Annotated in this window: 17 protein-coding genes and 1 pseudogene; 7 read left to right on the top strand and 11 right to left on the bottom strand. The window is 63.0% G+C overall.

The features are described from left to right. The first annotated feature begins 231 nt into the window (after positions 1 to 231). On the top strand, positions 232 to 792 hold the full coding sequence (locus RHM57_RS19225) for a recombinase family protein (protein ID WP_322136728.1): 561 nt from the start codon (positions 232 to 234) through the stop codon (positions 790 to 792). Positions 793 to 988: 196 nt separating this feature from the next. Here RHM57_RS19225 and RHM57_RS19230 read toward each other — a convergent pair whose 3' ends face one another. The 3 genes from RHM57_RS19230 to RHM57_RS19240 are packed head-to-tail and all read right to left on the bottom strand — an operon-like array spanning position 989 to position 5,552. Then, entirely contained in the window at positions 989 to 1,918 is a 930-nt protein-coding gene (locus RHM57_RS19230; RefSeq protein WP_322136727.1) for an N-acetylglucosamine kinase, read from the bottom strand. Then, the gene (locus tag RHM57_RS19235) at positions 1,915 to 2,937 is read right to left on the bottom strand and encodes a glycoside hydrolase family 113 (protein WP_416172969.1); all 1,023 of its coding nucleotides are present in this window, start codon (positions 2,935 to 2,937) and stop codon (positions 1,915 to 1,917) included. The genes RHM57_RS19230 and RHM57_RS19235 overlap by 4 nt, the downstream gene beginning before the upstream one ends. Further along, complete coding sequence (locus tag RHM57_RS19240) at positions 2,934 to 5,552, bottom strand: glycoside hydrolase family 2 protein (RefSeq protein ID WP_322140450.1); 2,619 nt, start codon at positions 5,550 to 5,552, stop codon at positions 2,934 to 2,936. Before RHM57_RS19240 ends, RHM57_RS19235 begins: the two co-directional genes overlap by 4 nt. A 221-nt stretch (positions 5,553 to 5,773) precedes the next feature. On the opposite strand from RHM57_RS19240, the gene RHM57_RS19245 reads away from it, so the two are divergent. Then, on the top strand, positions 5,774 to 6,781 hold the full coding sequence (locus tag RHM57_RS19245; RefSeq protein ID WP_322136724.1) for a LacI family DNA-binding transcriptional regulator: 1,008 nt from the start codon (positions 5,774 to 5,776) through the stop codon (positions 6,779 to 6,781). Positions 6,782 to 6,823: 42 nt separating this feature from the next. On the opposite strand, the gene RHM57_RS19250 is transcribed toward RHM57_RS19245, so the two are convergent. From RHM57_RS19250 to RHM57_RS19270, 5 genes are all read right to left on the bottom strand, one after another. Then, positions 6,824 to 8,716, bottom strand: a complete 1,893-nt coding sequence (locus RHM57_RS19250) for an ABC transporter ATP-binding protein (protein ID WP_322136723.1) — start codon at positions 8,714 to 8,716, stop codon at positions 6,824 to 6,826. Between the two features lie 519 nt (positions 8,717 to 9,235). Further along, positions 9,236 to 11,674, bottom strand: coding sequence for a TIM-barrel domain-containing protein (locus RHM57_RS19255; RefSeq protein ID WP_322136722.1), 2,439 nt, complete (start codon positions 11,672 to 11,674; stop codon positions 9,236 to 9,238). Next, a complete protein-coding gene (locus tag RHM57_RS19260; RefSeq protein ID WP_322140451.1) occupies positions 11,671 to 14,127 on the bottom strand; it encodes a glycoside hydrolase family 2 protein in 2,457 nt (818 codons plus the stop codon). Before RHM57_RS19260 ends, RHM57_RS19255 begins: the two co-directional genes overlap by 4 nt. Positions 14,128 to 14,204: 77 nt before the next feature. Further along, on the bottom strand, positions 14,205 to 15,320 hold the full coding sequence (locus tag RHM57_RS19265) for a LacI family DNA-binding transcriptional regulator (RefSeq protein ID WP_322136719.1): 1,116 nt from the start codon (positions 15,318 to 15,320) through the stop codon (positions 14,205 to 14,207). Between the two features lie 28 nt (positions 15,321 to 15,348). Further along, on the bottom strand, positions 15,349 to 15,552 hold the full coding sequence (locus tag RHM57_RS19270) for a hypothetical protein (RefSeq protein ID WP_322136718.1): 204 nt from the start codon (positions 15,550 to 15,552) through the stop codon (positions 15,349 to 15,351). A gap of 250 nt (positions 15,553 to 15,802) precedes the next feature. On the opposite strand from RHM57_RS19270, the gene RHM57_RS19275 reads away from it, so the two are divergent. From RHM57_RS19275 to RHM57_RS19285, 3 genes are read left to right on the top strand one after another with little or no spacing between them, the layout of a single operon-like run. After that, positions 15,803 to 17,101: an ABC transporter substrate-binding protein gene (locus tag RHM57_RS19275; protein WP_322136717.1), complete on the top strand. Its 1,299-nt coding sequence runs from the start codon at positions 15,803 to 15,805 to the stop codon at positions 17,099 to 17,101. A 58-nt stretch (positions 17,102 to 17,159) separates the two neighbouring features. Then, complete coding sequence (locus RHM57_RS19280; RefSeq protein ID WP_322141105.1) at positions 17,160 to 18,125, top strand: sugar ABC transporter permease; 966 nt, start codon at positions 17,160 to 17,162, stop codon at positions 18,123 to 18,125. Further along, complete coding sequence (locus tag RHM57_RS19285; protein WP_322136715.1) at positions 18,122 to 19,015, top strand: carbohydrate ABC transporter permease; 894 nt, start codon at positions 18,122 to 18,124, stop codon at positions 19,013 to 19,015. Before RHM57_RS19280 ends, RHM57_RS19285 begins: the two co-directional genes overlap by 4 nt. 134 nt (positions 19,016 to 19,149) lie before the next feature. Here RHM57_RS19285 and RHM57_RS19290 read toward each other — a convergent pair whose 3' ends face one another. Both RHM57_RS19290 and RHM57_RS19295 read right to left on the bottom strand, forming a co-directional pair. Next, positions 19,150 to 19,710, bottom strand: coding sequence for a cysteine hydrolase family protein (locus RHM57_RS19290; RefSeq protein ID WP_322136714.1), 561 nt, complete (start codon positions 19,708 to 19,710; stop codon positions 19,150 to 19,152). Between the two features lie 452 nt (positions 19,711 to 20,162). Beyond that, positions 20,163 to 21,152 (bottom strand): annotated as a pseudogene (locus RHM57_RS19295) (IS110 family transposase); the annotation flags it as partial. A 141-nt stretch (positions 21,153 to 21,293) separates the two neighbouring features. Between RHM57_RS19295 and istA the strand changes: the two are divergent. Together istA and istB are read left to right on the top strand one after the other, a co-directional pair. Continuing rightward, positions 21,294 to 22,967, top strand: coding sequence for an IS21 family transposase (gene istA / locus RHM57_RS19300; RefSeq protein ID WP_322136713.1), 1,674 nt, complete (start codon positions 21,294 to 21,296; stop codon positions 22,965 to 22,967). Next, positions 22,964 to 23,782 carry an IS21-like element helper ATPase IstB gene (istB, locus tag RHM57_RS19305; RefSeq protein WP_322136712.1) on the top strand — a complete coding sequence of 273 codons (819 nt, stop codon included), beginning with the start codon at positions 22,964 to 22,966 and terminating at the stop codon, positions 23,780 to 23,782. Before istA ends, istB begins: the two co-directional genes overlap by 4 nt. 96 nt (positions 23,783 to 23,878) lie before the next feature. On the opposite strand, the gene RHM57_RS19310 is transcribed toward istB, so the two are convergent. Further along, entirely contained in the window at positions 23,879 to 24,298 is a 420-nt protein-coding gene (locus tag RHM57_RS19310) for a YkvA family protein (RefSeq protein ID WP_322136711.1), read from the bottom strand. Positions 24,299 to 24,636: the final 338 nt, after the last annotated feature.

Below are 24,636 nucleotides of genomic sequence, written 5' to 3' on the forward strand. Positions count from 1 at the left end.
CGAAAACGTTGAATTTACGCGGTTTTTAGCATGGATGGGAGCCCTAGCGGGCATAACAATAGGGTTCAAATCCCACCTGTACAGACTGCTGTGTGTCTTTTTGGGGTACACCCCAACTAGACATCAGGTGCAGGTACGCAGTTTCGTCCGAATAGGGTCCAATTCCTGTTAGTTGACAGCCCTCACTGTCGGGTCTTAGAGTTCAACCTGACAGAAAGGGCCGGAGGCTTCATGACGGGTCAACGAGTTGGATACGTGCGAGTCAGTACCCTCGATCAGAACACCGTCCGCCAACTGGATGGCGTTGACGTCGACCGGGTGTTCGAGGACAAGGCGTCGGGGAAAGATCTAAACCGGCCTGAGTTGGAGGAGCTGATCAAGTTCGTCCGGGATGGCGATACTGTTCTCGTTCACTCGATGGACCGCCTTGCCCGCAATTTGGAGGATCTCCGCTCGATCGTGCGCCAGCTCACGGCGAAGAAGGTCCGGGTCGAGTTCGTGAAAGAGCAGCTCTCCTTTACCGGGGAGGACAATGCGATGGCAAACTTGCTCCTCAATGTGATGGGGGCCTTTGCTGAGTTCGAGCGGTCTCTGATCCGTGAACGTCAGCGAGAGGGTATTGCCCTGGCGAAGAAGCGCGGCGTGTACCGTGGCCGCACCCCGTCACTTGACGCGCTCCGGGCCGCCGAGCTGCGCGAGAAGGCTGCTGCTGGCGTGCCGAAGGCCGCTCTCGCTCGAGACTTTGGGATCAGCCGCGAAACCGTGTACGCCTACCTCCGAGCCGAGGTCTGAAGAGCTGGCTGGTTGCTGCCGGAACACAGCTCCGCCGATTCCTCATCGGTCACGCCGGGCTAACGCCTTCTTCGAGGTGGGCTTTCTTTAGCCAGTTCGCCAGGCAGGGTTTGGAGATCCCGAAGCCTTTCGCGATCTCGTTATGGGGCTGCGTGCTTCCGGCGACTCAGATTTCTTTCTTGATAACTCGCGCGTATCAGTCGCGTGCGATCGCGACAAGGCCGCGCAACGCACTCTCCGCGCCGAGGTGGGGCAGCAGGGCGGCGCCGTCGAGGCCGTTCGCGGTCGGGAAGCGCAGGTCGACTGCGGGCCAGAACGCGCGCAGGTCCCGTTCGAAGCGACTCGCGATCTCGGGCGCGCGCAGCACCCCGCCGAGTCCGCCGACGACCGGTGCGGCACCATCGGCCTGTCCGACGCGCTGGAGTCCCGTGCGCACCGAGTGCACTAGCTCGGCGGCGGTGGCGTCGCAGATTTCCGCCGCGACGGCATCCGTTGGGGCAAGTCCGGTGACCGCGCGCGACCAGGACGCGATACGGCTGACCCGTAGTGGGTCGCCCTGCAGCTCTAGGTAAAGGGTCTCCAGGTTTGGGAATTCCGCGCGGACGGCCGCGGTGAGTGCCGTCGCCGGGCCTCGTCCGTCATAGTTGCGCATGACGGCGTCGAGGGCGGCGCGGCCGATCCAGTAGCCGCTGCCCGCGTCCGCGATCAGGTAGCCCCAGCCGTCGATTCTGGCCACGTTGTGGGCGCCGACCGCGAGGGTAACGACGCCGGTGCCGACTGCGATCACAGCGCCGAGGGTGTTGCCGAGGGACCCGAGGTAGGAGGTAACCGAGTCATGGGCGAGGAATACCTCCCGCACCCCGATTTCGCGGCCGAGCCGACGCAGTTCCGCGGCGTCGGCGTCTGATTGGGTGAAGCCGGAAATGCCAGCGCTCACGATGCCGATGGTGACGTCGGCGGCACCGGCTACCTGGGCTAAGACGTCAGCCAGTTGCGGGATCAGGTCCCGGTCGGTGCGGATGCCGTCGAAGTCAAACGTCTCCTGGCGGGTCTCACCGCTCTGCAGCACGGCACGGATGCCGGTCTGTCCGGCATCGATGGCGAGGTGACGGGATGCGTAATTCATGTGGTGCGGTGTCCTTGGAGAGTTTTGTATCGGTGGGTGAGGAACGTCCCGGCGGGTTTGCCGTACACACAGTAGTCATCGTTATCCGGCGCGGATGCGACCGGGTACAGGACGGCCGGCCAATCCCAGAACATGAAACCGATCATCCAGTCGCGGCTGGCCGTAGCGTTGAAGATGTGCTCGTAGTAGCGCAGCTGCTCGGCGCCGGAGGGCGTGCCCGGCAGCGCCCAGTCGTTGGGCTTGTCCGGTGATCCGGTGCGGCTTGGGCATCCCGCCTCGAGAAAGATGAATGGCTTGTCGAACTTTTCCACGACGCGCTCGATCCGGTCGAGCTCGGCCGGGAACGCTCCGATCGGGTAGTATCCACTCGACCCGATCACGTCCACGGCATCCCACCACGTGACGCGGTCTTCCTGGTATTTGTCGCAGTTGTAGGTCACGAGCCCCGAATATACCGAGCGCACCCGGGCGATGAGGTCACGCCAGTGCCGTACCTGCCCGTCGGCGCGCACCATCTCGCAGCCGATGCAGAAGAGGTCACAGCCTTCCTCCTCGGCGATCACAGCAGCGTGCAGGATGAACGCCGTGTAGGACTCGAACCACTCGGTCCAGGTGGGTTCACCGGGAACGTCCCAGTCGAAGAAGCCGATGAACGCCCGCCAGGTGCCGTCGGCGCAGTTGACGACGGGCTTGAGGCACACCTTGAGGTTGAGTGCCTTCGCCTCCCGGATCGCCTCGCGAATTTCCGGCTCGGTCACGGTTGGTTCTTCGTCGTACGAGATGTGCGTCGATTGGGCATTCTGCTGTATGGCCGCATAGGCGATCGCCGTCCAGTTGATGCCATGCTCGCTCATGAGCCGCATCGACGAGCGCGCTTCAGGGGTCGCCCAGGTGCCGCGCACGCCGGTCCAGCCCCAGGTCATTCCGCAGATGGGTCCGGTGAGAGCGGATGCCGGAGAGCGCCCGGCAGCTGCGGGCGCGGCCCCGGGAACGCCCATTCCGCCCTCGTTACCAGTCACGGCAGAACCAGCTGGTTCGCGCTGCGGAGCACGGCCGGAGCTGAGAGCCCTGCGATGTCGAGATCGAGAGTCGACGTGACGGCGAACACGACACTCTCGCCTGGAAGGAGGGTTACGAGCATGTCGTCGACCGTTCCGGCCGGGTCGACCTTGTCGACGAGAAGTGCGAGGTCGCGGGTGAGGCTTGCCGCGGTGACGGTGAGCTGGTACCCGCCGGGGACCTGCTCGAGGGCAGTCCCGAGCGCAGGCGCGTCGAGCCGGGTGTCGCGGGCCTCCGCGAAGAACCAGTGGCCGCGCACTCCGCCGAGGTCGGCGCGGATGAGCTCCGCCGCCGCATCCGTCGCCGCGGAAATGGATGCTGGTAGCGGCACGGACACTGTGGACCGCGGGGGCAGGGTGATCTGTTCGGTGTGTTCGGCCAGCAGGATCCCCGCGTACGTGAGTCGACGCACCCTGAGCTCGCCCGACCAGGGCTCGCTCGAGTCGTTGACGAGGACGGTCGAAAGGCCCATGCCCCCGTCGACGCTGCGGTCCGTAAGACCGTCGACGTCCGCGCTGGAGCGCTGCGGCTGCACGGTTACGAGCCGGTCGGTGTAGGCGTGGCGGAGCGCATAGAGCAGCGGTTTGGCCCGCCCGTACCCGTCGACGGCGGCCCAGCTTGTCACCGGCCAGCAGTCATTGAGCTGCCAGACGATGGAGCCCATACAGTGCGGCTGCAGCGACCGGAAGTACTCGATCGCCGTCTGGACCGCAAGCGCCTGGTTGAGCGACATCGCCCAGTGCCAATCGTCGATGTCCTCCGGCAGCGGAAAGTGCGCGAGGAGGCCATCGGTGAGCTTGACGTTGCCGTCCATTGCCTTCTGGTGCACGAGCATGCCGGGGGACTCGGGGGTGAGCGGCGCGTCGCTGATCGACTCGGTCATCGTCGACCAGGTCGGCGGGCCCTGCCAGCCGAACTCGGAGACGAACCGCGGGGTGTACGCGCGGTAGTCGGGGTAGTCGCGCAGGTTCCAGAGGTCCCAGATATGCATGGTGCCGAGATCGGGGTCGTTCGGGGAGTGGGCACCGGAGCGGCCGAGACCGTCGGCGTCACCGGGGGAAAAGGGGCTACCTGGCGTGTAACCCACGTGGGGGGCTAGCTCGGCGACGATCGCCGGGAACAGCTCGTAGTAGTACGTCTCGCCCCAGGTTTTACCGTCGAGGCGTTTCTTCCAGTTCCACTCTTCGTGGCCCCAGAGGTTCTCATTATTCCCGTTGAACACGACGAGCGAGGGATGCGCGGCGAGCCTCGCGACGTTGTCGCGCGCCTCCGCCTCCATTTCGCTGAAGAACGGCTCCTCTTCCGCATAGGCAGCGCAGGCGAGCAGGAAGTCCTGCCAGGTCAGCATGCCGCGCTCGTCGCACAGCTCGTAGAAGTCGTCAGCCTCGAAGATTCCGCCGCCCCAGACTCGCAGCAGGTTCAGGTTCGCGAACTCGGCCTGTTCGATCCTGGCGAGGTAACGGGTCCGGTCGACGCGGTGCGGAAAGGCGTCGTCGGGGATCCAGTTCGCGCCGCGCACGAAAATGGGCTGCCCGTTGACGACGATCGTGAACGGGGTGCCCGTGGTATCGGGGGTCGTCTCAAACGCCACCGTGCGGAATCCCACGCGCTTCGTCGCAGCGTCGAGCTCGATCACCTCGTCGTATCCGTCATCATCGCCGTGATGGGTGTTGAGGGTGACGTCGACGTCGTAGAGCGGTTGTTCGCCGTAGCCGCGCGGCCACCACAGAGCCACGTCCGTGACGTGCAGGGTCACGAGGGCAGTGGTGTCGCCGGCCTCGAGGATTGCGGTGCCCGACATGCCGTCGACGGATGCCGTAATGAGGAGCCGGACATCGCTCGCCCGTGCAACCTCGACGTTCACGGCGACTGTGCCGGCTGCGCGGACGGTGCCGGCTACGGTATCCGCTGGATCGACCGTGTCGACGGTCGCGATCGGCCGAATGCTCTCGATCCGGGCAGTCGACCATTCTTCGAGGGAGACTGGGCGCCAGATCCCCGAGGTCGAGGTGTCGATTCCCCAGTCCCAGCCGAAGCTGCACGCCATCTTGCGGATTGCATTGTAGGGGTGGTGGTTAACGTGCGGACGGTATCCGAGCTGGAGGCTCGCTGCGTCGGCGGCCCGGATCGGCGACGCGAAGAACACGTCGATTTCGTTGAGCCCTGCCCTGACGTACGGGCGCAGGTTGAACCGGTAGCTGCGGTGCATGTTGCGGGTGGTTCCGACCCGGTTTCCATTGACAAAGATGGACGCGATCGTGTCGAGGCCGTCGAAGACGATCTCGGACTGGGTCGTGGAGCCCGGCTGCCAAACGAAGGTGGTCGTGTAACGCCAATCGGTGAGGCCGATCCAGCCGAGCAGTTTTTCGTTGCCGTCGAGGTAGGGGTCGGGGATGAGCCCGGCCGCAAGGAGGTCGGTGTGCACCGATCCCGGAACGGTCGCCGGGATCGCACGTAGGCCAATGTTCGGGGGCACCGGCCCGCCCTGGGCAGTCACGGTCCAATCGACGCCGAGGGGGCGGCGAAACGGATGGCGGAGAATCGGAGCGGCGATGGTCTGTGCGGTGGCGGACATTGAGCGGTGACTCCAGACTTGTTGGTGAGGGACAGCAACCAACCTCGAAATGTCAACGCTGTCTCTGGTTTTTCGAGTGTAGCATTGGCGGAAATCCGGGCATGATATCTCTCGTAAAATGTGGCTTAAGAGCCGCTTGCGTTCACGTAGGTTCCGAGGCCTGTGTCTCACCTTGACATAGAGCACTTGCTAGACTACTCGTGGCCGACTGGGGAGATAGTATGACGACGCAAGCGAGAGCGACCCTGGCCGATGTTGCCCGGTTGGCCGATGTGAGTTCGAAGACAGTGTCGCGGGTTTTCTCCGGAGACGGCATCGTGAGTGCGGTCACCCGGGAGCGGGTGTTGAGCGCGGCGAAGCGATTGCGGTTCCGGCCGAATGTCCTCGCGCGCAGTCTCCGCCACGGTGGGGTGTCCAACACGGTAGCCTTCGTGATCGGCGACATCACAAACCCGTTTTATTTCCACGTTGCGGCCGGGATTGAGCGCGAACTGGCCGACAACGGGTTAACTATGGTGCTCTCTTCGACAGATGACTCGGCCGAGAGTGAGGAGGGTGTCGTTGATTCCCTGCTCGCCCAGCGCGTGCGTGCGCTTCTGCTGATTCCGATCGCGGCTGACCAGTCCTACCTCGATGGGGAACGCCAATTGGGCACCCCGATCGTGAGTGTCGACCGACCTGCCAGCAATCTGCTGGCCGACTCCGTCGTGCTCCAGAACCGAGAGGGAATGCGGGAAGCCGTGCGTTCCCTCATTAAGCTCGGTCACCGAAAGATCGGATTCGTGAGCAACCCCTCCGCCATCTACACCTTGCGCGAGCGGCTCGCGGGCTATCGTGAAGCCCTTGCCGAAGCCGGGATCGCCGACAACGCGCGATACGAAAGGTGCAACGACGACCCGGCCGTATCTGCAGAGAGTGCCGTCGCGAGTTTGTTTGATCAGGCCGACCCGCCCACTGCGCTTGTGACGGGGAATAACCGGGCAAGCTCGGGAGCGCTTCGCGTGCTCCGCGGTCGAGAGCCGCGGGTCGCGTTCATTGGTTTTGACGATTTTGACCTTGCCGATGCGCTGGACATCACCGTCGTCGCCTACGACACCAGGGAGATCGGGAGAGCGGCCGCGCGTCTCGCACTCGACCGTCTCGAGGACCCGACCAGCTTCATCCGGCAGATCGAAATTCCGACCCGCCTCATTCACCGCGGTTCAGGCGAGATCAGCCCGCCGACCTGACCCGCCGCCACGCACTCGTCCCAAACGGACGGGGATACGTTCTCAGGTCGTCTGACGCGAGACGATGTGGGCGTACCGGTTGCCGAGGTTCATGAGCTCGTCGTGGGTTCCAAGTTCGACGATGCGACCGTTCTCGAGGTACGCAATCCGATCGGCCGTGCGGATGGTCGACAGTCGGTGGGCAGCGATGATGGTCGTGCGGTCGCGGAAGAGAGTGGCGAGGGCGTCCTTGACCATTGTTTCGGAATCGGCATCCAGGGCGCTCGTCGGCTCGTCCAGAATGAGGATGCGCGGATCGCGGACGAGGGCGCGAGCGATCGCCAACCGTTGGCGCTGGCCGCCGGAGAGTCCGGAGCCGCGGTCGCCGATGATCCGATCGAGGCCGGTGGGCATCGGGACGGTGATGCGCCCGGTCACAAGCCCGAGACCATGGATAATTCCGGTGGGCGGATGCGGGGATTCTTGGTTCGACGACCCGCCCACGGCGTCCGTAACATTCGCTCCCGTTGGGCCGAGGTTCAGGAAATCGAGAGCATTCGCGCCGCGCAGGGCTTTGAGGATGCCGTCGTCGGTGATGCCCGTGAGCCCATAGGCGACATTGTCGCGGATGCTGCCCTCGAACAACACCGACTCCTGCGGCACGACTGAAACGAACGAGCGTGCACTGCGCATGTCGAGGCTGTTCATGTCGACGCCGTCCAGCAGCACCTGTCCGCTTCCGGCCCGCACGAACCCGAGGATGAGATTAAGCAGCGTCGACTTTCCCGAGCCCGAGGGTCCGACGAGCGCGATTGTCTCGCCGGCCCGGATAGACAGGGAGATATCGGTGAGCGCAGGCCGGCCACCGGGATAGCTGAAGCTCACGTGGTCGAGCTTGATCGTGCCCTCAACCTTGTCGACGCGGGTACGGCCCTCGTTGACTTCGACGTCAGGGTCCTGCATGACCTCGGCGATGGAACGCATTGATTCGAGCCCGCGAGTGAGCACCGGAGCCACATTGAGGAGGGCAACGATTCCACCGGTCAGGATGGTGAAGTACGTGCTGAGCAGTACGACCTGTCCCGGCGTGATGGAGATGACCTGGGTTATTGACGCCGCGGCGGCTCCGACCAGGCACGCGACCCCGAGTACCTGGTAAGAGACCCAAGAAAAGGCTCCAAACCGGCCGTTGAGGGTGTCGAGCTGTTGCCCGGCGATGCTCACGCTCTCGGCCTGCCCGGCGACCCGTTCGGCGGCGACGGCCTCGAGCCCGTGGCCCCGGGTGATCGGGATGAGGGCGGCCATTTCGCCGATGCCGGTCGAGAATCGTTCGACCTCGTGGCGGAAGGTCTCGTTGCGGATGGCCGCTCGGGAGCGGATCCAGCGTACGAGTATGGCCGCCACGGGCACGGTCACGGCGAACACCCCGACGAAGGCGGGAACTGAGATCGCTGTGACGATTACGGCGCCGGCCAGGGTGAACACGGTCGACAGTACGGTTGGTAAGGCTTGTTGCATCATTAGTTCAAGATTTTCGACGTCGCGTACGACTTTGCTTTGCACGATCGAGGCGCTGTGGCGGTTGTGAAAGCCAATGGAGAGGCGCTGCATCTGTTCGGTAAGTGCATTGCGCTGGTCGGCGGCCATCGATCGGGTGGCAAGGCTGGAACCACGCACGAAGATCATGTGGAACGGATAGTTGAGCGCCAGTAACGCAATGATGAATGCCGCGAAGACCCACAGGGAATCCAGCGATCCGCGGCGCACGACGAGATCGATGATCGCCGCAGTGAGCGGCGGAAGCACCCACATCGGAGAGTCCTTGATAAGAAACGCAAGCGCGGCGAACCACAGCCGGATGCGGTAGGGCCGCAGTAGCCTCAGGAACGACCGCAGCGGTTCGGACTTCACGACCTCGAGTTCGATCGCAGTCGGGCGGGGATTGGTGGCACTCATGGCGCAGCTTTCAGGGCCGCGCGGGCGGCCTACGGGACAGTCGCCCGGTGATCCGAGCGTCTGTCGATGAGGTTCTTGGAGAAAACCGGCTTCGCCGGGGTACCGCCACACCCCGGCGTCCGGCCACGGCGTCCGGCCTCGGCGGGTGATCAGGTTAAGCCTAGCGCCCGCGTTTGGAACGGAGTCCCGCGCCCGGTTAGATCACGGCGAGTCGATCCATCACGGTGGTGCCGGCATTGACAAAGAGGACCACGTCGCGGACCGAGGTGACTTGGCTCACGTCGCGGCCCGGGGTGGACCTCCTTGGAGCCGCCTCGTTGCGGCTACCTCCTATTTGAGGCCACCGAATCCTACATGTCAAGGTGGACACTTGTTTTGTCTCATAGAACATTGTGAGAGTTTTTTACGGTCTTTCATGGGCTTTCTACAAAATGACAGCGTAGTCATTGATTGCGGTTTGGCTTACATTGTTGTCATACTGAAGGCACGCGCGCCCGCGGGGGCGCGCGTGCCGGTCTTTCAGCGCAGGATCGTGCGTAGCTCCTGGCCGACATAGGCGATCTGGAGGGCGATGTCCGTCGATGTTGGCGCGTTGTTGGTCGGTTCGCCGATGAAGATGGGGATGATCGCGCGGGTGGCGGGCATGCCGGGGAAGCTGCCGGTTCTGGCGTCGACGATGAGCGTCCGCTCCAATTCCGACCATCGCAGAGTCATGGTGCTGAACTCGCCGTTCTCGTAGCCGTAGCCATCACCGGCATCCTCGTAGAGATCGAAGGTTACGTCGGCGCCGGGGTAGATCCGCACCTCCAGGGGGCCGAAGACATTCTCGCCGGTGTGCTGGACCGCGGGTCCAAGGGGCAGTAGGCTGCCGGCCCGCACGAAGACGGGGATCGTCTCCAGTGACGCGGCGACTTCGATGGTCTGGCCGCCCTCGAAGCGCTCGGAGGTCCAGAAGTCGTACCAGTTGCAGCCGGACGGGAGATAGACCGACCGGGTGGTGGGGCGTCCCTGTACGGGCTCCGAATCAGGGCCGAAATACATCGGCTCAGTGATGGGGCAGATCAGGAGCGACGGGCCGAGCATGAACTCATCGTCGACGTCGTACACCCGCGGGTCGTGGCGGAAGTCGAAGACGAGCGAACGCATCGGGGTGTAGTCGCGCTGGGTTGTCCAGCCGCTGAGCGAGTACAGGTAGGGGAGTAGTCGATAGCGCAAGCGGATGAAGGCGCAGATGGTGTCGTAGCTGGCGTCTCCCACGTCACCGAACCGCCACGGTTCGCGGGGCGTGTCCCGGCCGTGGGAGCGGAAGATGGGCAGGAAGGTGCCCATCTGCAGCCACCGGACGTAGAGTTCCCGGTAGCCTAGGTCGGCGCTGCCCTCCGCGAAGTCACCCTCCCAGAACCACAGCGGGCCCGGGGTGACGAAGTAAGCGCCTATATCGAATGTCCAGTATGGGGTGCCTGTGACGCACAGGTTGAGCCCGGCGGAGATCTGCCGTCGCAAGGCTAACCAAGTCGCCGAGGTGTCGCCGGACCAGGTGACCGCGCTGTAGCGTTGCTGGCCGACGAAGCCCGAGCGTGTGAGCAAGAACACACGTTTGTCGTTGCCGGCGGCTCGCTGGCCCTCGTAGAGTCCTTCGGAGTGCAGGAGTGAATAGGCGTTGATGTGCTCCGGGTCGAGGTACTTCTTCAGCTCGCCGGCATTGATGAGCAGGCGCTGCCAGGGCTCCGGTTTAACGATCCCCTTCCAGTCGCCCTCGAACGGTTCGGTGCAGTCTGCCCAGAACGCGTCGACGCCGTGGCTGAAGTAGCCCTCGTTCACCTGCTTCCAATACCGGGCCCTGGCATCCGCGTCGAACGCATCGTAGGTGGAGCCGTCGCCGAGGAGCTCCCCGTGGGCACGGAACTCGGCCTGGTTGGGTCCGTCGTTTTGCATGTTCGGCCAGATGGAGACCATCAGCTTCGCGCCGAGATCGTGCAGCTCTTCGATCAGCCGTGTCGGGTCGGGGTACCGGTCAGGGTCCAGCGACTTCTGTCCCCAGAGTCCCTCCGGCCAGTGCTTCCAGTCCTGCACGATGCAGTCGAGGGGGATATCCCGCCGCCGGTACTCGCGGACGATGTCGAGGAGCTCGTCGGCGTTCTCGTACCGGTCCTTGGACTGGATGTAGCCAAGGGACCAGCGAGGAAGCATCGGAGCCCCTCCGGTCAGGGTGCGGATGTGGTGGACGATGTCATCCAGTTCGGGGCCTGCAATGACGTAAAAGTCCATCTCGTCATCGACTTCAGTCCAGAAGTAGCTCCCGGCCTGGTCATCGTGGAAAGAGGCGAGAGCCTGGCTGTCCCACATGATGGCGTAGCCCCGCGTCGAGACGAGCACGGGCGCCACGATCTTCATGTTCTGCTGGTACAGGTCCTCGTGGTGACCGCGATAGTTGAAGACGCCCTCGTCATGCTGGCCGAGCCCGTAGAGGGCCTCGCCGTCGCTGAACTCAAGTCGGAGCTTCGTCGAGTACGCCTGGCGGTCGACCAGTTGCTTCGTCTGGCCCACGACGGACTTCTCGCCGTCGGCGCCGAGTGCGGTGGTGATCACGGTGTCTTCGGAGAAGACGGAACGCAGGACGTCGATCTCCTCAAGCACTTTCGTGTCCGCGCGATCGTGCGGCTCACGGAACAGGAGTCGCCCGGTCTCGTCGGTCCAGGTGAACGCGCCGAACTGTTTGTCGATGACGAGCCGCAGCCGGGGAATGGAGAGCACCAGCTGATCGGCGGAATCGGCGACGTCCGGAGCCGATCGCTCGTTACCGCCGACCACCATGAGGCTCTCATCGGAGCCGAAGACCGGTCGACCCGTGAAGACGACCCGCATTACTTGCTCACCGAGGCGCTGCACTTTCAGCCGCCCGGTTGATGTGACAATGACCACGCCATCCGCTTCACTGTGATGAGCCTGAATCTTCATACGGTCCCTTTCTGGGTGAGGGCGGCGGGGTGCCGGAGGTTGTTCGCGCTCTGGAGAACCGGTCGGGTGGTGAGATCATCGACGGGCAGTTCTTCGCCGCTGAGGACGAGGAATCGGTGACTCTCGCCGGGTAGCAGGGTCACGAGCATCTCGTCCACCGTGGCCATCGGGTCGAGGCGATCCGGATTTAGCACGATGTCCTTCACGAAATTGTTGGCGGTGACGGTGAGGGAATATCCGACGTCCTCACGCTCGACCGTGGTGCTGAACTCCGCCTGGGGCAGGCTCAACTCGACGTCTTCGACGAAGTAGGAGAATGCACGGGCGGAAGCATCCGCCTCGGCGACAATGAGCTCGTTCCGTGCGTCTGCAGGCACCGTCAGGGACTCGGAGAGGAGGATGGTCTGGTTGGTACGTGAAGCCACGTTGAACCGAAGGTGCTCGGCGGCGAGCTCTGTTCCGGTGAGGCTCAGGCGCCGGACGGCGACGGTACCCGTCCAAGCATGGGGACTGTCGTTGCTCACGATGAGGGCGAGGCCGGCGCCTCGGGGCTGGACTAGGAGCAGGCGGGGCGCGTTGAGTGCCCGCAGTGCGTACCACAGCGGCTTGCGTCTGCCAGCCTTGTCGACGGCCGCCCAGCTGATAGCGGGCCAGCAATCGTTGAGTTGCCAGACCAGCGAGCCGGAAGTGCGCGGGGAATGCGAACGGAAGTGCTTGACGCCGCAGGAGATTGCGCGGGCCTGGTTCAGCTGGGTCGCGAAGTGCCAGTCGTCGAAGGTCGTGGGTGCAGGCAGGTGCAGTGCATAGCCGCGGTCGAGCTTGCCATTGCCGTCGACCGCCTTCTGGTGGGCGGCCATGCCGGGGGAATCCGGCAGCATAGGGTCGTCGTCAATGGCGCTCGTGAGGGTTGAGTAGTCGGCGGGACCTTGGAAACCAAATTCGGCGACGAAACGCGGCACCGAGTTGCGGTAGGTCAGGTAGTCCTCGCTGAACCAGACCTTCCAGCTGTGCACAGGGCCGTGGTTTGGATCGCGAGGATCGGCGTAATCGGCGGGGGAGAATGGAGTCGACGGGAGGTAGCCACGCCCGGGGTCGAGTTCGGCCAAAATACTCGGGAGTAGGTCGTCGTAGTAGCCGCGTCCCCAGGTCTCGCCCTCCTGCATCCGCTCCTTGAAACCCCAGTGGAAGTAACCCTCGATGTTTTCGTTGCTGCCGTTCCAGAAGACAAGGGAGGGGTTTGGGGCAAGACGGGCGACATTCTCACGAGCCTCCGCTTCGACTTCGGCCCACATCTCCGGGGCCTCCGAGTAGATCGCGCAAGCAAACAGGAAGTCCTGCCACAACAGAATCCCCTCCCGGTTGCAGATGTCGTAAAGGTCGTTGCTCTCGTAGATACCGCCACCCCAGATGCGGAGCATGTTCATATTGGCCTCGACGGCGTCGCGAACCCCGCGTTCATAGTCGTCCCGGGTCACGCGGGGCAGGAAACAATCGTCAGGGATCCAGTTCGCGCCCTTGATGTAGACGAATTGCCCGTTGACGTGGAATTCGAAACCGGTGCCGAAGTCGTCGGGATTCATCCGCACCTCGACCGTGCGGAACCCGACATCGTGCGTCCAGGTGTCGAGTTCCTCGGCGTCCCGGGACACTCGCACGTCCAGGTGGTAGAGCGGTTGGTCGCCGTAGCCCCTCGGCCACCATAGTTCCGCATTATCAATCTTGAGGCTGAGGACGGAGGAGGACCGTTCAACTGTCCCGCTCGTGTGCACCGCGGTTCCGTCGGGGGCCGTGAGAATGGCCTCGAGGAGCAGCTCGGTATGCGCAGCAGATTCGAGGTCGGTACGTTCGAGCTCGACGTGGACTTCGACGAGACCGCCACCGTCGGAATCCACGCTGACTCGAGGAATGACCTGTGCCAGTCGGGCGACGGACCATTGGTGCAGGTAGAGGGGCCGCCAGATCCCTGAGGTCGTGAGTGTGGGCCCCCAGTCCCAGCCGAAGTTGCACGCCATCTTGCGCAGGGCGTTATAGGGCAGCGCATCGGCGACCAGCGGTTTGGCACCGATCCGTAGCTCCGATTCGCGCGCAGAGCGGAGGGGTGAAGCGAGATCGACCGTCAGTTCGTTGCTGCTCGCGCGGATCAATGAACGCACGTCGAAGCGATAGGACCGATGCTGGTTCTTGGTCTCTCCAACGAGCGCGCCGTTGAACGTTACGGTTGCAACCGTGTCCAGGCCCTCGGCAACGAGGTCGACGCGTTCGTGGCCCTCGTCGGTGAAGGCGAACGAGGTTTGGTAGCGTACGTCGGTTTCTCCGATCCACTTCACCGCGTTCTCGTTGGTGTTGAGATACGGGTCCGGGATCAAGCCCCGCGCTAGCAGGTCAGTGTGCACGGTCCCTGGAACGGTCGCCGGAATGTCCCGCGGAAGACCTTCGGGGACAGGGCCAGCCATCAGGTTCAGGGTCCAATTGTCGTTTAGCGGTGTGCGGTGCACAGTGTCTCTCCCTATTGCTCGTACAGGTAGTTCTCTTACAAGTGCGGAACGTGCGCGGCGGCCCGCGGCGGATACTCCCCCGACCCGCGCTGGACGACGTGTGTGGGGATATCGACCCGCACCGGGGGCCCGAGTCGATCCTGGAGCCGCTGCATCATGAGCCTCACGGCTTGGCGGCCAAGCTCGGCCGGGTCGTAGGTCACGACGCTGATGCCCCAGGCATCAGCGAGATCGAAGTCGTCGAAGCCGATGAACGCGAACTCTTGGAACCGTCGTCCTAGCTCCCGAATCACGCCAGCGCTCGCCCGGTTGTTCCCCGCGATGATGGCCGTTGGCGGGTCTGGCAGTGCGAGCAGTTCCCGCACCGATTCCTCTTCGCTTCGTCCCGTGACGGGTTCAAGGCGCTCCCAGTGGACGGAGTCGGAGACGCCGCCTTCTCTCATGGCCGAGCGAAAACCGCGCAGGCGTTCCTGGTGGGTGTAGAGCTCGGCGGGACTGCACACGAATCCGATCCGCCGGTGACCTGCCTGCAGCAGACTTCGCGTGGCATCCACTGTGCCCCGGAAGTTGTCTAGGACCACGGCATCGGCGATGAGGTTGCGGGCGGGACGGTCGATACAGACAACCGGCGTGCCGAGCTGGCGTTCGTTTTCGAGGTAGGCCTGATCATCGGCGATCGGCACCATCAGAAGCCCGCGAACTCGGTGCTTGAGCAGATTCTCGACAACCTTCCGCTCGCTCTGGGGGTCGTCGTGAGTGGCCGCCAAGATCATCATGAGCTCGTGCTGTGCAAGCTCCTCCTCGACACCCGCAGCGACCTTGACATAAAAGGGGTTCGCGAGATCGCCGATGACGAAGGCGACGGTATCCGTGACGCTTCCGTGACGCAAGCTTCTGGCCAGATGGTTGGGGCGGAATCGGAGTGTTTGCGCGGCGGAGAGGACCCGGTCCCTGGTCGCGACGGAGACACTGCCACTGTCCGTCACGACGCGTGAAACGGTCTTTGCGCTCACGCCGGCGAGGCGACCCACATCGGCGAGTGTCGCTCGCGACTGGGGGAGGGCGGCAAGATCCCGCAACACGGAGCCGGGATCGTGCCTCAGGGGTACCGACGGTGCACGCGCGACTGATGACGACTCCGGCTCGATCATGACGCAACCGTAGCACGGCGTCACTACTTCATGTCAGCGCTGACAAATTTTCCCGCGACAGGCCATAGAGCACTAATTCCGCGGGGTGTTTTTCATTGAAAAATGGCAGACGAATAGGCACTTGCGCGGTTGCGTAATCCGACAGTGCACTCCAAGCGCGCAAATTTAGCTCAATACTGAACACTGCAAATTGCTGATCAAGCGATAAATTTAAACCGACCTGGGTTGTCAAATCTATTGGAGGGTACCGGGATCGAGCGGTATGCGAGCGGCGGTTTAAACACGCTATAACGGTCCCGCCGCTGGCTCCGAAAATTACATTGACTCTTGTGTCAACGCTGATATGCTGTGCTCACTGATCGCGTCAGGCCGGGACTAATCCGTTCGCGCCGAGAGCGCGGTTGGTTGGATGAAGCTGACGACAGCGTTCACCGGTCACGCTCGTCCATTGACGCACCAACATTGGAGATCCAGAGATGGCAATGAAGCACATCACAGGCGTTGCGGGCGTAGTCGTAGCCGCGATGATGCTCGCCGGTTGTAGTTCCGGCGGCACCACGGCAACGGATTCCTCGGGCAATCCGACCGGCGATATCACGGTCCTGACGAATCGTACCGACCTTGTCGATACCGTGTTCGCAGACTACAAGGCCACATTCGAGAAGAAGTACCCCGACGTCAAAGTGACCTTCGAGGCCATCACTGACTACGAGAGCGAAGTGACCACCCGGCTTGGAACGAAGGACTATGGCGACGTCCTCGGTATCCCGGCGTCGGTCACCAAGGATCAGCTCGCGAACTTCTTCGAACCTCTCGGCAAGGTCACCGACATGGCGAAGGACTATCGCTTTATCGCCGAGCAGGCGTTCGACGGGACTGTGTACGGTCTGCCCACCTTCGGTGGGGCCAACGGTTTCGTGTACAACAAGAAGACCTGGGCGGATGCCGGAGTCACGACCAACCCCAAGACTCCCGAAGAGTTCATCACCGACCTCAAGGCTATCCAGGCCAAGGGTGCAGCGATTCCGCTCTACACGAACTATAAAGACGGCTGGCCCCTCGGCCAGTGGCAGGGGTTCCGCGGCACGTCGGGCGATAAGGAAATCGTACAGACGATGGACAAGTCGGACGCACCCTGGTCCGCAGGGAGCGACCAGTACCTCATTGATTCCCTGCTCTTCAATGCGGTGAGTAACAAGCTCACCGAACCGGACCCGCTAACCACAAGCTGGGAAGGCTCGAAAGGTCTGCTGGCAACCGGAAAGGTTGGCACGATGGCACTCGGGTCCTGGGCCATCGTCCAGTTCCAGAAGGCCGCAAAGGATGCCGGAGCCGATCCTGCGGACATCGGCTACATGCCGTTCCCGCACCAGGTCGACGGTAAGTTCCACTCTGTCATCGCGGGGGACTTCAAGAACGCCATCAACATCAATTCCACGCACAAGGCCGCCGCGCGGGCCTGGATCGACTGGTTCACCAACGATTCCGGATTTGCCGCCAGCCAGGGTGCAATCACTCCGAAGGTCGGCAGCGAGAACCCGTCAACACTGGCGGACTTCACGAAGGCTGATGTGCAATACCTCGAATTGACGCCGGCACCGACGGACCAAGCCACGGTCGATTCCGACATCTACAACGGCGCGAACATCGACCTCTTCGGTCAGGTCTATCGCCAGAAGCTCGTAGACATTGCCCGCGGGGCAGCGAAGGGCGACATGAACTCGTACTTCGACGAGCTCAACCAGCGGTGGGCGGCCGCCAAGGCCAAGGCCGGCAAGTAACACTCCCTCATCGCACGATCGCACCGCAGGGGGCAACACCTCCGGAAAGCAGACAACAATGTCTCAATTGACCGGCTTAGCCGGCACTACCGGGGGTGTTCCCCCCTTAACGGCGACCATCCCGGCCGCGGGCGTCGGCAGGAATGCCCCTTGGCGCCAGCGACCGAAATGGGTCACACCGTGGCTTTTCCTGCTCGCACCACTCGGGCTGTTGATCACGTTCACCTACATCCCCGTCGTGAACATGATCTGGTACAGCTTCACCTCGTGGAATGGCATCTCAAAGGTCCAGCAGGTGGTCGGACTCGACAACTACGGTCAAATCTTCAGTGATCCGACCATCTTCAACGTCTTCTACGTCAGCCTGTTCTATGTCGGCGCTTCTATCCTGCAGATGGGCCTTGCCCTCTACTTCGCGACAATCCTCAGCTTCAAGACGCGATTCCGGAACTTCTTCAAAGGAGTGCTGTTCTTTCCCTACCTGATCAACGGAGTCGCAATCGGCCTCGTCTTCTTGTATTTCTTCCAGCCCGGCGGAACGCTCGACCTAATCCTGAAAAACTTCGGATTGGCGCAGCTGACCACCCAGTGGCTCGGCAACCCCGACGTCGCGAACTTCTCGCTCGCGGGGACATCCGTCTGGCGGTACACGGGACTGAACTTCGTTCTCTTCCTGGGAGCGATCCAGTCGATTCCCGCGCAACTGTATGAGGCGGCTGACCTCGACGGCGCCAACAAATGGCAGCAGTTCCGATTCATCATCATGCCGGGGATCAAGCGCATCATCAGCCTGTCATTCATCCTCGCCATTTCGGGAAGCCTCGCAGTCTTCGAGATCCCGTTCATCATGACGGGCGGTGCCAACGGCACCGCGACCTTCGTGATCACGACCATTCAGCAAGCCTTCACCTTCCGGCACGTCGGGCTTGCGTCGGCGATGGCAGTCATCCTGCTCCTGATTGTGCTGATAGTCACCTACGTCCAGCGCAAGCTGGTACCAGACGATGAGGTAAACATCTCATGACCGAACTGAAAACCACGCCAGTAGCGCAGAAGCACGGCGCTACTCCGGTGCTCCCCAACCACCGCCTTCGGGCGGCAGTCATGACGACACTGAAGTACCTCACCCTCGTCGTCGCTGCAATCGTCACCCTGCTGCCGCTAGGCGTCGTGTTCATGACCGCGTTCAAAACGAAGAACGAGTACCTAAACTCGGGGCCGGCCGACCTGCCCCAAAACTGGTTCAACTTCGCCAACTTCGCCACTGCGCTAGACAAGGGGCACATGCTCCAAGGCTTCGCGAACACGGGTTTCATCCTGGTGATCTCCGTGCTGGGAACCCTCGTCATCGGCACCATGACCGCGTATGCAATCGATAGGTTCGACTTCCGATTCAAGAAGGTCGTCCTGATGATGTTCCTGCTAGCGACGCTCGTTCCCGCAGTGACAACCCAGGTGGCAACGTTCCAGGTGGTCAATAACCTTGGACTTTTCAATACCTATTGGGCGGCGATCGCGCTCTTCCTCGGGACCGACATCATCTCCATCTACATTTTTGTTCAATTCATGCAATCCATTCCCCGCGAACTCGACGAAGCCGCGATGCTAGACGGCGCAAACCGTTTCGTAATCTACTGGCGGATCATCCTTCCGCTCCTCAAGCCCGCGATCGCCACTGTCGTCATCATTAAGGGCATCGCGATCTACAACGAGTTCTACATCCCGTTCCTCTACATGCCCTCGCAACAACTGGGTGTCATCTCAACCTCACTCTTCCGGTTCAAAGGGCCCTTCGGCGCCCAATGGGAAGTCATCTCCGCGGGCACAATGCTCGTCATCATCCCCACGGTCATCGTCTTCCTGGTGCTGCAACGATTCATCTACAACGGCTTCACGCAGGGCGCCACCAAGTAAAACGATCGGTGCGGCGGATAGCCCAGGTCGTTCAAGATATACGCTCGCAAGATCCGCCTGCTGGTTGCGCCTCGCGTGCGGTGGGCTGGCCTCGGAGTAGTGTCGCGTTGTCGACCCGGCCGGGCAGGATGCCGCTAGTGAGCCGAGATCGGAGCGAGGTGGAGGTCGGCGGCGGCGAGCACGTCGGCACCCGCGTCGCGGAGGGTGGCCATGAAGGCGGCCTGGACGGATGCCCCCGGAACCTCGGTGCCTTCGAACTCGAAGTCGGGTGCGGCGCAGGCGTCGTGCACGACCGTAACGACTAACCCGAGGTCGAGGGCGGCCCGGGCGGTCGCGTCGATGCACATGCTGCTCATCATGCCCATGATGACGAGGTGTTCGATGTCCTCGTCCCGGAGCAGCTGTTCGAGTCCGGTGCCGATGAAGGCGTTCGGGGAGCCTTTGGTCAAGTGGTGTTCGGTCGCCACCGGCGCCAGGAGTGGGTAGATCTCGGCCCCTGCGGTCCCGGGGACGAAGAACGTCGCATCCGGTTCGGTGGCGAGGTGCTGGAAGTGGATGATGGGGGTGCCGGTGGCACGGGCCGTGTCGAGGACGCCCCGGGCGATGACCGCGGCGGACTCACTCCCGGTGAGGGGATATGCACCCCCGGGGAAGTAGTCGTTCTGAATGTCAATGACCACAATTCCAGTGCTCACATTTGCTCCGCTTCGTTTTTTTGTGCCATCTTCCCACATGACTCTTATCGTCACGGGCAGGAACTGATCGACGAGAACCAGGTCGACGCGCCGGCGTCGGCCTGTCGTTTTGTACACCCGTCTGCACGAACACGCTCGATCCGGACCTGCGAAGGGATCTTGACTGGGGGAGGGTTCGCCACACCCCACGCGCCCGAGAGTCCCGCAGTGCTCGCTGCGCGCACAACCGACCATCAGGCCGGGATCGCTGTGCTCCGCGGCCCAGGTCACCCACTGGGAAGTCATCTGGGCAGATTAGGCCACCACAACCGGTTGCGTCCCGTGGAGGGGTGTAGTTCCCGGTTCTTGGGGCGTTGGATTAACAACGTCGGAAACCATCGCGCGATGGTCAGTGAGAACCGTTCAAAGTTCCTCACAGAAAGACACATCACACGACCCTTCTATGGTTGAAGTCAAGCAGTAAGGGTCGCCAGTGAGCGATAGATGCTGCGGGCGATGAATCGTTTGAGGCAGCGGTGGATCTCTCGCCGGGTCTTGCCTTCGGCGGTTCTTCTGTCAACGTAGCTTTTCGTCGTGGGGTCGGTGATCATGCGGCAGCGGGCAATGATGTGGAGCGCTCGGTTCAGTTGACGGTCGCCGTGGCGGTTGAGGCGATGCCGGGTCGTATTTCCCGATGATGCCGGAATTGGGCTAACGCCCGCCAACGCCGCGAAGGCGGCTTCCGAGCGCACTCTGCCTTGGTGGGAATAAGCGGTCAGGATGATAGCGGCCGTGAACGGTCCGACACCGGGGATGTCCTGGATGCCTGGAGCGAGTTCGTCGACGTGCTTTGACAGGGCCGCGTGATTCGTTTCCAACTCGCGAGTGCGCTGGTGGATCGCGGAGGCGAGCCTGCGGGCTTCAGATCGGGCGACGGCAGCGGCAGTGTCATCGCTGGAGCGATCGCGCCATGCGGCGATGATGTCGACTTGAGTGTTGGTCAGGGGTGCGCGGACGTCGAGGCCCAGGTTGATTATCCGCAGGAGCGCGTTGCGGTCGTTGCGGTCGCTGGTGCGTTGGGAATCGATACTGTGTCTCGCGACGAGCAGAACTCGAAGGGCGCTGCGAAGCCCGTCGGCGCGCGGCAGAATCAGCGCGGTCGCATCGGTGCCAAGCGCGGTGCGGGCGGCAGCCACGGCATCGATTTGGTCGGTTTTGCCGTGACCATCCCGGGCCTGCCGTTTGGGTGGTTTGACCTCGCAGACGCGGATCCCCGCGGTGGTGAGAGCGCGAGTCACGGTGGCTCCGTAGGAGCCGGTGCCCTCGACAGCGGCAAGCTGCTGCCCATCCGAGCGTCGCTCAATCCATGCGATCGCGCGGGCGGTGCCAGCGTCGGTGGTGGGAAATGAAGCGGTGTCAATGACTGCGCCAGTAGCGGCAGTAACGACTGCGTAGGTGTGACTATGGCAGCGTTACTGGGACCCACCAGGGCAATCTAAGCCGGACCCACTTCGGGCGAAGCGGGGTGTCGCGGGCAACCTAACCGGGACCCACCTCCACCGTTGTTGCAACGTGTTTTCTGGTTGCTCAGGGTGGAGGTTCGGATGGAGTCTCGGGTGGAAATTTTCGCGCAGATCCGGCGTGACGCACGGGTGGAGGGCGTCTCGATCCGGGAGTTGGCCCGACGTTATGGCGTCGGGCGGCCAACGGTGCGGCAAGCCCTGCTGCAGGCGGAGCCGCTGCCACGGAAACCGCGGGTCCGGTCCGCACCGCGGCTGGACGCGTTCAAGAGAGTGATCGACGAGATGCTCCGCCTGGACACGGAGGCACCGAGGAAGCAGAAGCACACGGCACGGCGTGTCTTCGCCCGCCTCGCGGACGAGCATGGTGCGACGGATCTGTCGTATTCGACGGTCCGGAACTATGTCCGCCGGCGCCGCCCTGAGATCGATGCGGCCGCGGGCCGGCTGCAGGAGGTGTTCGTCCCGCAGGAGCACGCGCCAGGGGCCGAGGCGGAGGTTGATTTCGGGGAGGTCTGGGTGATCTTGGCCGGAGTGAAGACGAAGTGCCACATGTTCACCTTCCGCCTATCCCACTCGGGGAAAGCGATTCACCGGGTCTATCCAACGCAGGCGCAGGAGGCGTTCCTCGAGGGGCACATTGATGCGTTCGAGGACATCGGCGGGATCCCGACCCGGCACATTCGTTACGACAACTTGACGGACGCGGTCGTGAAAGTCATTTACGGCACGGGCCGGCAGCGCACCGAGAACGACCGCTGGGTGCTGTTTCGGTCGCACTACGGTTTCGACGCGTTCTATTGCCACCCCGGAATCGAAGGCGCCCATGAGAAAGGAGGCGTCGAAGGTGAAGTCGGCCGGTTCCGGCGCACACACCTGTCCCCGATGCCGGTCGTGGATTGTCTTGAACAGTTGAATGAGCGGATCCGTGGCTGGGATCTCGACGACGAGAACCGGCGCATCAGCGACCGAATCCGCACTGTCGCTCAGGACTTCGCTCTCGAACGACCGCTGCTCGCTCCGGTGACCGCGGATCGGTTCGAGCCTGGTTTGTCGTTGACTCCGCGGGTGAACCGGTCGAGCCTGATCCGGGTGCGGATGGCGAGTTACTCGGTGCCGGCCCGGTTCATCGGACGGCCCGTCCGTGTCGCGCTGCGGGCATCGGAGGTGATCGTCTTCGACGGCCGCACGGAGATCGCACGGCACCCGCGGGTGGTGGCTCTGCATGGTCAGAGCGTGAACCTTGACCACTATCTCGAAGTTCTCCAGCGCAAGCCCGGCGCCCTTCCCGGGTCGACAGCGCTGGCTCACGCCCGGGCGTCGGGCGCATTCACCTCGGCGCATGAAGCATTCTGGGCTGCCGCCCGGAAAACAGACGGTGACGCGGGAGGCACCAAGGCCCTGATCGATGTTCTCCTGCTGCACCGGACAATGGCAACGAACGACGTCGTCGGCGGGATCATGGCCGCGCTCACGGTCGGGGCTGTCACTGCGGACGTTGTCGCGGTCGAGGCCCGTCGCCACGAAGCCTTGGCTGGAACAGGTCGTCCTCCGGTCGAGGAAGTTCGAGGCCCTGAGCGGCGGGTCGTCAGTCTGACCCAGCGCCGCCTCGCGGACCCGGCCGCGGTGATCGCTGGCCTTCCCGCTGACACCAGGCCGTTGCCGAGCGTTTTCGCCTACGACCAGTTGCTGCGCTTACCCGATCGCACGACCCCACCCACAGCCGTCCCGGCTGGACAGAAAGGAACAGGCTCATGACCTCGGCTACCACCAGCATCACTACCACCCTCCGACGCCGCCGAGGGTTGACTGAAGAAGCCGCGAACGCTGCCATCGACGGCGCCTGCCGAAAGCTTCGACTGCCGACGATTCGCGCCGTCGTCGACGAGGCCACGACCGCAGCCGAGAAAGAACAGCTCTCCTATCAAGGGTTCCTCGCGGAACTGCTGCTGGCCGAATGTGATGACCGCGACCGACGCTCCTCTGTCCGCCGCGTGAAGGCCGCCGGGTTCCCCAGAGACAAGTGGTTGGGCGACTTCGATTTCGACGCCAACCCGAACATCAACCCCGCGACGATCAACACCCTCGCCACCGGAGAATGGGTGCGGAAAGGCCAACCTCTTTGCCTAATCGGGGACTCCGGGACCGGAAAATCACACCTGCTGATCGGCCTCGGAACCGCGGCGGCAGAGAAAGGGTTCCGAGTGAAATACACCCTCGCGACCCGGCTCGTGAACGAACTGGTCGAGGCCGCAGACGAGAAGAACCTCGCCCGCACCATCGCCCGCTATGGCCGCGTCGACCTCCTCATGATCGACGAACTCGGCTACATGGAACTCGACCGGCGAGGCGCCGAGCTGCTCTTCCAAGTCCTCACCGAAAGGGAAGAGAACAACTCGATCGCGATCGCGTCGAACGAGTCATTCTCCGGCTGGACGAAGACCTTCACCGACCCCCGCCTTTGCGCGGCGATCGTGGACCGCCTCACCTTCGGCGGGACGATCATCGAAACTGGCACCGACTCCTACCGCCTCGCCCACATGCAAAGACAGCAAGAGCAGATGCCCGTCTGAAGGCGTTGGCCAACAGAAGCAGTCGTCGTGTTCGACGGCTGCTCACCGGAGAGGGCTGACCAGAACGAGCCCGACCGGGCGGTGTTCCACCTGAAGTCAGGACGAGGGCAACCCGGCCAGACGCAGAACAGCAGCCAGACCAGCCGGGGTCCCCGGCCAGTGCTTCGTGATGGAATCGCTGCCCGCGCGCCTGGTCGCGAAGCGAAGAGCGATCGCTACGACCAACGCGTCGTCGGCATATCCCAACACCGGGATGAAATCCGGGATGAGGTCGATAGGCGAGATCAGATACACCAACAGCACGCCCAACCAGATCCGGACCCCGATCGGCACGGACCTGTCTGAAGCGAGACGCTTCAGCAGGCGCACGACGTCCGGGGCGAGACGAAGAAGATCCAGCAGCGACGCACGACCCGAGTGTTTGCGTTGCTCGAACCACAGCACAAGGACAAGCACCAGCCAGAACAGGACCAGCCCGACGACGACGCCGACAACAACCTGCCACCACTCCGACACGACTACGAATCCTCAGGGACTGCGCCGGCGTTCGGATTGGTGGAAATCCTCATGACACTATTCTCCCAGAGGATGACCGCAACAGGTGGAGGTGGGTCCCGGTTAGGTTGCCCGTGACACCCCGCTTCGCCCGAAGTGGGTCCGGCTTAGATTGCCCTGGTGGGTTCGACTTGGGTTGACATAGCCATAGGTGTGCGTTTTGGCGTGGGTATCCACGCCGATGACGTATTTGTATGTGTCAGCTACGGTGCTCACGAAGTGTCTTCTTCCGGTAAATGGTTCGTTATCCGGGCCTGGGAGAATCGTCGCGAGGCAGATCTCTAATGAGTCACACCCCC

The organism is Cryobacterium sp. 10S3 (genome assembly GCF_034344045.1).
GTDB lineage: Bacteria > Actinomycetota > Actinomycetes > Actinomycetales > Microbacteriaceae > Cryobacterium > Cryobacterium glucosi.